Genomic DNA, 7,733 nt, shown 5'->3' on the forward strand with positions numbered 1-7,733 from the left:
GAGCAGAACGTCGCGGCGGTCGAGGCGGCGAAGACGTTGCGCCTGCGCGGCCTGCGCCTCGCCAAGGAGGCGGCGGATCGCGCCGCCGCCGGTGTCGTCGTCGTCGCAAGCGCGCCGGATGCCGACGCGGCGCCTGCGAAGCGCAGCCCCCGGCGGGCTGCCAAGGCCGCGGCCATGTGAGGTCTGCACCCGCGGTCCGGCCTCCGGGAGCCTGGAACGGCGACGGCCGGAGCGGTCGCCCGCGCCGGCCGTGACGCACCAGGGTAGTTCCGCGCCGGATGCCGGCGCGCCCGGTCAGCCCCTGGCTTCGGCCTTCACCGCCGCGGTGAACGCCTCCAGGGTCTGCGCGATGTCGGCCTCGTCGTGGGCGAGCGAGACGTAGAACTTGCTGTCGCCCTTGAGGATGCCGGCCTCGCGCAGCCGGCCGTTGACCCGCTTCTGGAGCGCGGCGTCGGCGCCGAGCGTCGAGCGGTAGTCCTTGATGTCGCCCGCGCACCAGACGACGTCGAAGAGCGGCGGCACACCCACCACCTGGGCCGGCAGGCCGGCCTCGCGGATCGCCGTCGAGAAGCCGGCCATCAGCCGCTCGCCGGTGGCGAACGCCTTCTCGTAGGCGCCGGGCCGCTTCAGCACCGCCAGGGTGGCGAGGCCGGCGACGGACGCGACCGGGTTGCCGGAGAGGGTGCCGATATTCACCAGAAAGCGGTCCTCGCCGACCTTCGCCTTGTCGAAATGGGCCATGATGTCGGCCCGTCCCGCGACCGCCGACAGGGGGAACCCGCCGCCGATGATCTTGCCCAGCGTGCAGAGGTCGGGGGTGACGCCGTAATAGGACTGGGCGCCGCCATAGGCGAAACGGAAGCCGGTCACCACCTCGTCGAAGATGAGCGGGATGCCGAGTTCGGCAGTGACCGCGCGCAGCCCCTCGAGGAATCCCGGCTTCGGCGGGATCAGGCGCTGGAACGGCTCGACGATGACGCCGCCCAGTTCGTCCTCGTGGGCGCGGATGAGGGCGACGGCCGCCTCCAGGTCGTTGAAGGGGGCGACGATCACCTCGTCCTGGACGCTCTTCGGGATGCCGGCCGAATCGGGCACGCCGCGCGGGAAGTTGCCGGGCTTCTTCGGCGCGAGCGACATCAGGCTCCAGTCGCTCATGCCATGGTAGCCGCCCTCGAACTTCAGGATCTTGTCCCGGCCGCGGAAGGCGCGGGCGACGCGCATCGCGTAGAGGTCGGCCTCGGTGCCGCTCGACATGAAGCGCACCTGTTCGGCGCAGGGCAGCGCGTCGACGATCTCGGCCGCGAGCCGGATGCCGGGCTCGCTGTTGGCGAAGAAGGTGGTGCCGAGCGGCACCTGCTTCAGCACCGCCTCCACCACGTCGGGGTGGGAATGGCCGATGAACATCGGGCCGGAGCCGAGCAGGAAGTCGACATATTCCTTGCCGGTCACGTCCCAGACGCGGCCGCCCCTGCCCTCCCGGATGACGATGTCGGAGGCGAAGTTGCCGAAATTGCCCGCCGGCAGGACCCGATGCGCCAGTTCCACCAGTTCGCGTGCGCCGTCCGCGCGGCTACCGTCCGCCATCTCGATTGCTCCGTTCTATCAGCCGATCAGGTTGGCCATGATGCCCGGATCCCGCCGGACCGGGAAGCCCGTCACGCCGGCACCAGCCGGATGCGGCGTTCGGCCGCCGCCTCGACCGCGCCGCGGCTGTAGAGCAGCGGCACGTACTCCTCCTTCGCCCAGAGCGGGAAGAGGTCGCGATAGTGCGGGCTCGACGGGTCGCCGGACTGGCCCGGGCTGTTGATCGTCCAGGAGGCGTCCCAGTTGCCGACGTCGACGACCATGCGCCAGGTGACGCCGGACATGACCCGGAAGTCGCTGGTGCGATAGCCGTTGTTGTTGATGGTGAGGTTCGAGCCACCCTTCGGCGCCGGCCCGACGTCGAGCTTCGCCCGCAGGTCCGGCGGCGCCAGCCGCGACAGCGGATGCGGGAAGAAACCGCGATGGATGCGGCCCCACGACCAGCCGGCGGGGTCGTCGCCCATGAGCGCCAGCGCCTCGTCCCAGGCGGCCGCCAGGGTTTCCGCCAGCAGGGCGTCGCGCGCGGCGACCGGGTCGCTTCCGAAGGCCGCGTCGGCGCTCTCGACGAGGTCGAGGATCAGCGCCGTGTCGGGCACGGTCACCATCGCCGCCACGCCCTCGGGCGGCAGGCGCCGCATCACCGCCGGCACCAGGTGCTTCATGAACCAGATCTCGAAGAGCGCGGCCGGGCCGCTGTCGGCGTCGAGCCGATGGTCCCAGGCCGCGAGCAGCGCCACCGCCGCAGCGGCCGGCCCGGGCGGCGGCGACAGCGGTGCCAGCAGCCGGCAGAGGCGGCGCGCCGGCACGCTGCCGAAATCGGTCTGGAGCGCCCGCGTCTCCTCGACCGTCCAGCCGCCGCGGCCCGCCAGCACCTCGGACAGCCGGTCGTAGCGCGCGCCGTCGGTCCATTCGAATCCGGTGCGGCGGGTGCGGTAGTCGTAGTCGGCGGGCAGGTTCATCTGGTTGGCGGTGCCGACCCAGCCCGCGGCCGGGTTGTAGATCCGCGGCAGGCCCGACGACCGCGTCATTCCGCTCCATTCGTAGCGTCCGTCGCCCGCGACCGGCATCAGCCCGTCCCAGTTCGGGCGCTGCGGCACGAAGGCGGCCGCCGCCCAGCCGATGTTGCCGTCGATATCGGCCACGACATGGTTGGCCGACGGGGCGCCCCAGCCCTCCAGCGCGGCCGTGTACTCCTGCCAGCTCCCGGCCTTGATGTAGTTGAGGCTGGCCATGTAGGCGGCCGTGCCGGGTCCGGTCCAGACGGTGCGGACGGCATAGGCTCGGCCGGCCTCGCGGTCGACGTGGAGCACCGGCCCGTGGCGGGTGAACTGGAGGTCGACCGCAACCGGATCGCCGCCGCGCACCGGGACCGCCTCCGTCACCGTCCGCATCCGCTCCCACTCGCCGCCGTAGCGGTAGCGCGTGGGATCGGCCGGGTCGATCTCGTAGACGTAGAGGTCTTCCTGGTCGCTCGGATGGATGGTGAGGGAGAAGGCGAGCCGGTCGTTATGGCCGAAGCTGACGCCCGGGATCGCCGGTTCGCCGGCGCCGATGACGTCGAGACCGGGTGCCACCAGATGGGCGACGTAGCGCAGCGACGGCTGCTCGTGGACGCGGTGCGGATCGCTCGCCAGGATCGCGCGCCCGGTCGCCGTGCGCGCGGGCGCGATCGCCCAGTTGTTCGATCCGAAGCTGTCGGCCGACGCGACGTCGAGCGGCTCGGCCGGCTGGCCGGTGGCGAAGACGTTGGGCTCGGTCGCCAGCAGATAGGCCTTCATCACCTCGGGCGGGATCGGGTGCGGCGCCAGCCCGTCCGGCACCTGGACCCGCCATTCCGGCTGCAGCTTCTTGTGGAAGCGGTCGGCCTCCAGTCCGAACTTCGCGACGATGCCGCTGCGCAGCACCTCGGCGTCGAGGTTGCGGACCCGGGCGTGCGCGCGGCAGCGCACGACGTCCTCCGGCGCCCATTTCTGCGGCCGGGTGCCGAGCAGCCGGAACTCGACCGGCAGCCGTTCCGGTTCGCGTTCGACGAGGTCGATCCAAGCATTGATCCCGGCGACGAACGCGGTCGTCCAGGCCTCGGCATCCTTGCCGTAGCAGCTCCATTCCGCCGCCATGTCGCCGCGATAGAGGAGGAGCCGCGCGGCGCGGTCCCGGGCCACGAAATCCGGCCCGAGGTCGCCCGCGGTCAGGCCGAGCCCGCGCTTGCGCCACATGTCGATCTGCCACAGGCGGTCGCGCCCGGCATTGAAGCCCTGGGCGAAGAAGGCGCCTGCCTCGCTCTTGGCGTAGATGTGCGGAATCCCCCAGCGATCGATCAGGATCTCGACCTCGCCGTCCAGGCCGGCGAGCAGGATCGTCTCGGTGGGTACTGCCGTCATCATCGACTCCAGGGGGCTTCGGCGGGATGGACGGGGATCGTCCCCCTGCAGGGCCGCCGCCGCAACCCCCGATCGGCGGTTGGCGCTGCCGCACCATACCGCTAGGTTCGCCGGCGGATGACGAGCGGATCGAACGGGGGCCCCGGCACAGGCCGGACCGCATGGGCAGCGGCCACGCTGGGGACGGTCGCCGCATGGTGCCTCTTCGCCTGGCCCTGGCTGATGCAGGGCCGCGTCATCCCGTGGGACGCCAAGGACTACTACTATCCGGTGCTGCGCGCGCTGGCGGGCGCCCGCCATGCCGGCGACGCCGGGTTCTGGAACTCGCATCTCTACGCCGGCGTGCCGGCGATCTCCGACCCGCAATCCTGGCTGTTCGTGCCCGCCTTCCGCCTGCTGGCGGAACTGGTGGCGGAGCCGTCGATGCGGATCGTCGACGCCGTGCAGCTCCTCCACCTGCTGGCGGCCGGCCTCGGCGTCCTGGTGCTGGGCCGCGGCCTCGGCTGGCGGCCGGCGGCGGCGGTGCTGGCGGCCGTCGTCTTCATGTGCGGCGGCGTCGCGGCGGCGCGGCTCCAGCATTCGCTGATGACGGTCAGCTACGCGTGGCTGCCGTGGGCGCTGCTGCTGCTACGCCTCGCGTTCGTCGCCGGACGACGATGGCGGCGGGTCGCGGCAGCGGTCGGCTTCGGCCTGGTCGCCGGCATGATGGCCGTCGGGCGCGACCAGGTCGCCTTCCTCAACTGCGTCTTCCTGGTCGGCTGCTGCGCCGGCTGGCTGGCGGCGACCGCCCGCAGCGGTGGCTGGCGGGCGGCCGCCGACCGGGTCGCCGGCCTGCTGCCGGCCCTCCTGGCCGGCGCGGCGGTGCTCGCCCTGCCGATGCTGCTGACCCTCGACGCGCTCGCCGGCAGCACCCGCCCCGAGATCGACTTCCGGACCGCGGCCTATGCCGCGCTGCACCCGGCCTCGCTGCTGACCCTGATCGCCCCCGACGCCTTCGGGGCGCTGACGCCCGGCAGCTACTGGGGCTCGGGCACCCTGCCCTGGATGGGCCTGTCGATCCTCGGCTTCGACTGGAACGACCAGACGACGAGCCATCTCTATGTCGGCCTCGTGCCGCTGGCCGTGCTGTTCGTCGCGCTGGCCGGGCGGCCGCGCGCCGTGCTGCGCGAGGCGCTGGTGCCGGCGGCGGGGCTGGCGTTCGCGCTCGCCTACGCGCTCGGCCCCTACACCCCCGCCTTCCGGCTCATCTTCGAGGTGGTTCCGGGCGTCGACCTCTACCGGCGGCCGAACGACGCCGCCTTCCTCGTCAACGCCATGCTGGCCCTGCTGGTCGGCGCGGCGGCGAACCGTGCGGCCCCGCCGTCCGGTCGCGCCGCGCTGCTGTCCTGGGCCGTTCCCGCGCTCCTCGCCACCGCGCTCGGACTTTGGCTCGGCCACCGGCTCGGACATCTCGCGGACATGGCGCTGGCGCTTGCCGTGGCGGTGCCGCTCCTCGGGCTGGCGGTCCTGCTGGTCGTCCGGGTCGGGCCGATGCGCTACGGCCTGCCGGCGCTGGCCGCGCTCGCCGCCGCCGACCTCTCCTGGCACGGCACCGGGCCGACGCTGAACGCCGTCCCGGGCGACGCCATCGCCGCCTACCGGCCGGAGGGCCAGCGCCTGGCGGCGGCGATCCGCGCACGGACCGGCGACGGACCGGCGCCCCTGCGGGTCGAGCTCTTCGGGCTCGACGCCGTGCCGGGCACCGATCGCGGCGGCTCCTGGCAGAACGCCGCCATGGCCTACGGCTTCGAGCAGACCCTGGGCTACGACCCGCTGCGCAGCGCCGCCTACAGCGAGGCGGTCGGCGCGGACCAGAACAGCCACCTGCCGGAACGGCGACTGACGCCGCTCTTCGGCGGCTACGACAGCCCGATCGCGCGGCTGCTCGGCATCGGGCTGGTGGTCACCGGACGGCCGATCGAAACCATCCTGCCGCCGGCGGCCCGCGCCGGCCTGCGGCTCGTCGAGACGCTGCCGGGGGCCTGGATCTACGAGAACCCGGGCACCCTGCCCCGGGCGCTGGCGGTCGGCCGGGCGGAGCCGGATGCCGGCGGCCTGCTGCCGCGCGACCCGGCCGGGACGGTGCTGATCGCCGGCCTCGACACCGCCGGCGGCATCGCCGGGCCGGCCGGCCAGGCCCGGATCACGCTCCGCCGGCGCGAGGAGGTGCGGGTCCGCGTGGAGATGGCGCGCGACGGCCACCTCGTCCTCGGCGACCGTTTCGACCCGTTCTGGCGGGCGACCGTCGACGGCCGCGAGGTGCCCGTCCGGCGCGCCAACCGCATCTTCCGGGCGGTCGCCGTTCCCAGCGGATCGCACGAGGTGGTATTCTCGTTCGACCCGTTGCGCGCCGACGCCCTGGCCCGGGCCCTCGGGCGCATTCTCGGCCGCTGACGCCCTTGTCGAGGAGCCCCGCCGCGATGGACGTCGACCGCATCGCCGACTGGCACGCCCACGTCTATTTCGATGCCGCCACCGCCGCGGCCGCGACGGCGCTGCGGACGCGGATCGAGGACCGGTTCGCCGGGCGGATGGAGATGGGCCGCTTCCACGAGCGCCCGGTCGGCCCGCATCCGCGCTGGAGCTACCAGGTCGCGTTCCGGCCGGACCTCTTCGCCGAGATCGTGCCGTGGCTGACGCTGAACCGCGGCGGCCTCACCGTCCTCGTCCATCCCAACACCGGCGAGGCGCTGGCCGACCATCGCGACCGCGCCGTCTGGCTCGGTCCGAGCGAGATGCTCGACCTCGCGGTGCTCGAACGCGCCTGACCCCGCGGGGTCAGGGGACCCGCTCGAGCTTCTGCAGCACCCGCATCCGCTCGGGCACCGGCTCGGTCAGGAAGTGGCTGCGCCAGTTGGTGTAGGAGACCTCGCCGACATAGATGTCGCCGCGCGAATCGACCGCGACCCCGTGCGGCGCGTTGAACTGGCCGAGCGCGTCGCCGGCGCCGTTCTCGCCGCCCAGCCGGGCCACCAGTTCGCCCTTGGTGGTGACGAGGCTGATGCGCGGGCCGAGGTTCGGCACCCGCCGATTGACCGGCAGCCCCGGCCCGAGTTCGCCGATGACGCAGAGGCCGCCCGGCCCCGGACAGAGGCAGAGCCCGCACGGGCGATGCAGGTTGTTCCACTGCGCCTCGTACCTGCCCTCGCCGTCGAAGACCTGGACGCGATGGTTCTCGCGGTCGGCGACATAGACCCAGCCATCGTCGTCGGCGACGATGTTGTGGACGATGTTGAACTGCCCGGGATCGGTGCCGGGCGAGCCCCAGGAGGTCAGCAGCCGGCCGGACGGGTCGTACTTGTGGACCCGGGCGTTGCCGTAGCCGTCGGCGACGAAGATGTCGCCCCTGGGCGACAGCGCGGTGTGGGTGCAGCGGTTGAACGGGTTGCCGCTCATGAAGGGCGTCGGCTTGCCGGGGATGCCGATCTCCAGCAGCACCCTGCCGTCCGGCGTGCACTTGCGGACGGTGTGGTCGCCGTCGTCGGTGCAGTAGAGCATGCCGTCGGGGCCGAAATGGATGCCGTGGGCGCGGGTGAAGACGCCCTCGCCCCAGGAGCGCAGGAAGTTGCCCTCGCGATCGAACACGATCATCGGGTGCTCGCCGCGATTGAAGACGTAGACCCGGTCGTGGGCGGCGATGAAGCCGCCCGCGCCCGCGGGGGGGGACCACCCCGCCGGCCGCGGCGCCCCCGCCGCCGTGTCGCGGGGGGGGGGGGGGCCCCGGGCGCG

At 73.1% G+C, this 7,733-nt stretch carries 6 protein-coding genes; 3 read left to right on the plus strand and 3 right to left on the minus strand.

Features of this window, described 5'->3' with window-relative positions:
* The coding region (locus ACE3Q3_RS12655; RefSeq protein ID WP_374446590.1) for a hypothetical protein at window positions 1-180 on the plus strand (180 nt) is incomplete at its 5' end.
* 114 nt (window positions 181-294) lie between these two features.
* On the opposite strand, the gene ACE3Q3_RS12660 is transcribed toward ACE3Q3_RS12655, so the two are convergent.
* Together ACE3Q3_RS12660 and ACE3Q3_RS12665 are read right to left on the minus strand one after the other, a co-directional pair.
* Window positions 295-1,584, minus strand: coding sequence for an aspartate aminotransferase family protein (locus tag ACE3Q3_RS12660; RefSeq protein WP_374446592.1), 1,290 nt, complete (start codon window positions 1,582-1,584; stop codon window positions 295-297).
* Window positions 1,585-1,655: 71 nt separating this feature from the next.
* The gene (locus ACE3Q3_RS12665; RefSeq protein ID WP_374446594.1) at window positions 1,656-3,965 is read right to left on the minus strand and encodes a penicillin acylase family protein; all 2,310 of its coding nucleotides are present in this window, start codon (window positions 3,963-3,965) and stop codon (window positions 1,656-1,658) included.
* A gap of 222 nt (window positions 3,966-4,187) precedes the next feature.
* Between ACE3Q3_RS12665 and ACE3Q3_RS12670 the strand changes: the two genes are divergently transcribed.
* Together ACE3Q3_RS12670 and ACE3Q3_RS12675 are read left to right on the plus strand one after the other, a co-directional pair.
* Complete coding sequence (locus tag ACE3Q3_RS12670) at window positions 4,188-6,398, plus strand: hypothetical protein (RefSeq protein ID WP_374446596.1); 2,211 nt, start codon at window positions 4,188-4,190, stop codon at window positions 6,396-6,398.
* Between the two features lie 26 nt (window positions 6,399-6,424).
* A complete protein-coding gene (locus ACE3Q3_RS12675; protein ID WP_374446598.1) occupies window positions 6,425-6,772 on the plus strand; it encodes a DOPA 4,5-dioxygenase family protein in 348 nt (115 codons plus the stop codon).
* A 10-nt stretch (window positions 6,773-6,782) separates the two neighbouring features.
* Here ACE3Q3_RS12675 and ACE3Q3_RS12680 read toward each other — a convergent pair.
* The coding region (locus tag ACE3Q3_RS12680) for a peptidyl-alpha-hydroxyglycine alpha-amidating lyase family protein (RefSeq protein ID WP_374446600.1) at window positions 6,783-7,733 on the minus strand (951 nt) is incomplete at its 5' end.

It is taken from the genome of Allostella sp. (assembly GCF_041913585.1).
Classification (GTDB): Bacteria; Pseudomonadota; Alphaproteobacteria; order ATCC43930; family Allostellaceae; genus Allostella.

Excerpts from the sequence above, each read along its gene's own strand:
- ACE3Q3_RS12660 (WP_374446592.1), bottom strand. The coding sequence starts at position 1,584 with ATGGCGGACGGTAGCCGCGCGGACGGCGCACGCGAACTGGTGGAACTG.
- ACE3Q3_RS12665 (WP_374446594.1), bottom strand. The coding sequence starts at position 3,965 with ATGACGGCAGTACCCACCGAGACGATCCTGCTCGCCGGCCTGGACGGC.
- ACE3Q3_RS12670 (WP_374446596.1), top strand. The coding sequence starts at position 4,188 with ATGCAGGGCCGCGTCATCCCGTGGGACGCCAAGGACTACTACTATCCG.
- ACE3Q3_RS12675 (WP_374446598.1), top strand. The coding sequence starts at position 6,425 with ATGGACGTCGACCGCATCGCCGACTGGCACGCCCACGTCTATTTCGAT.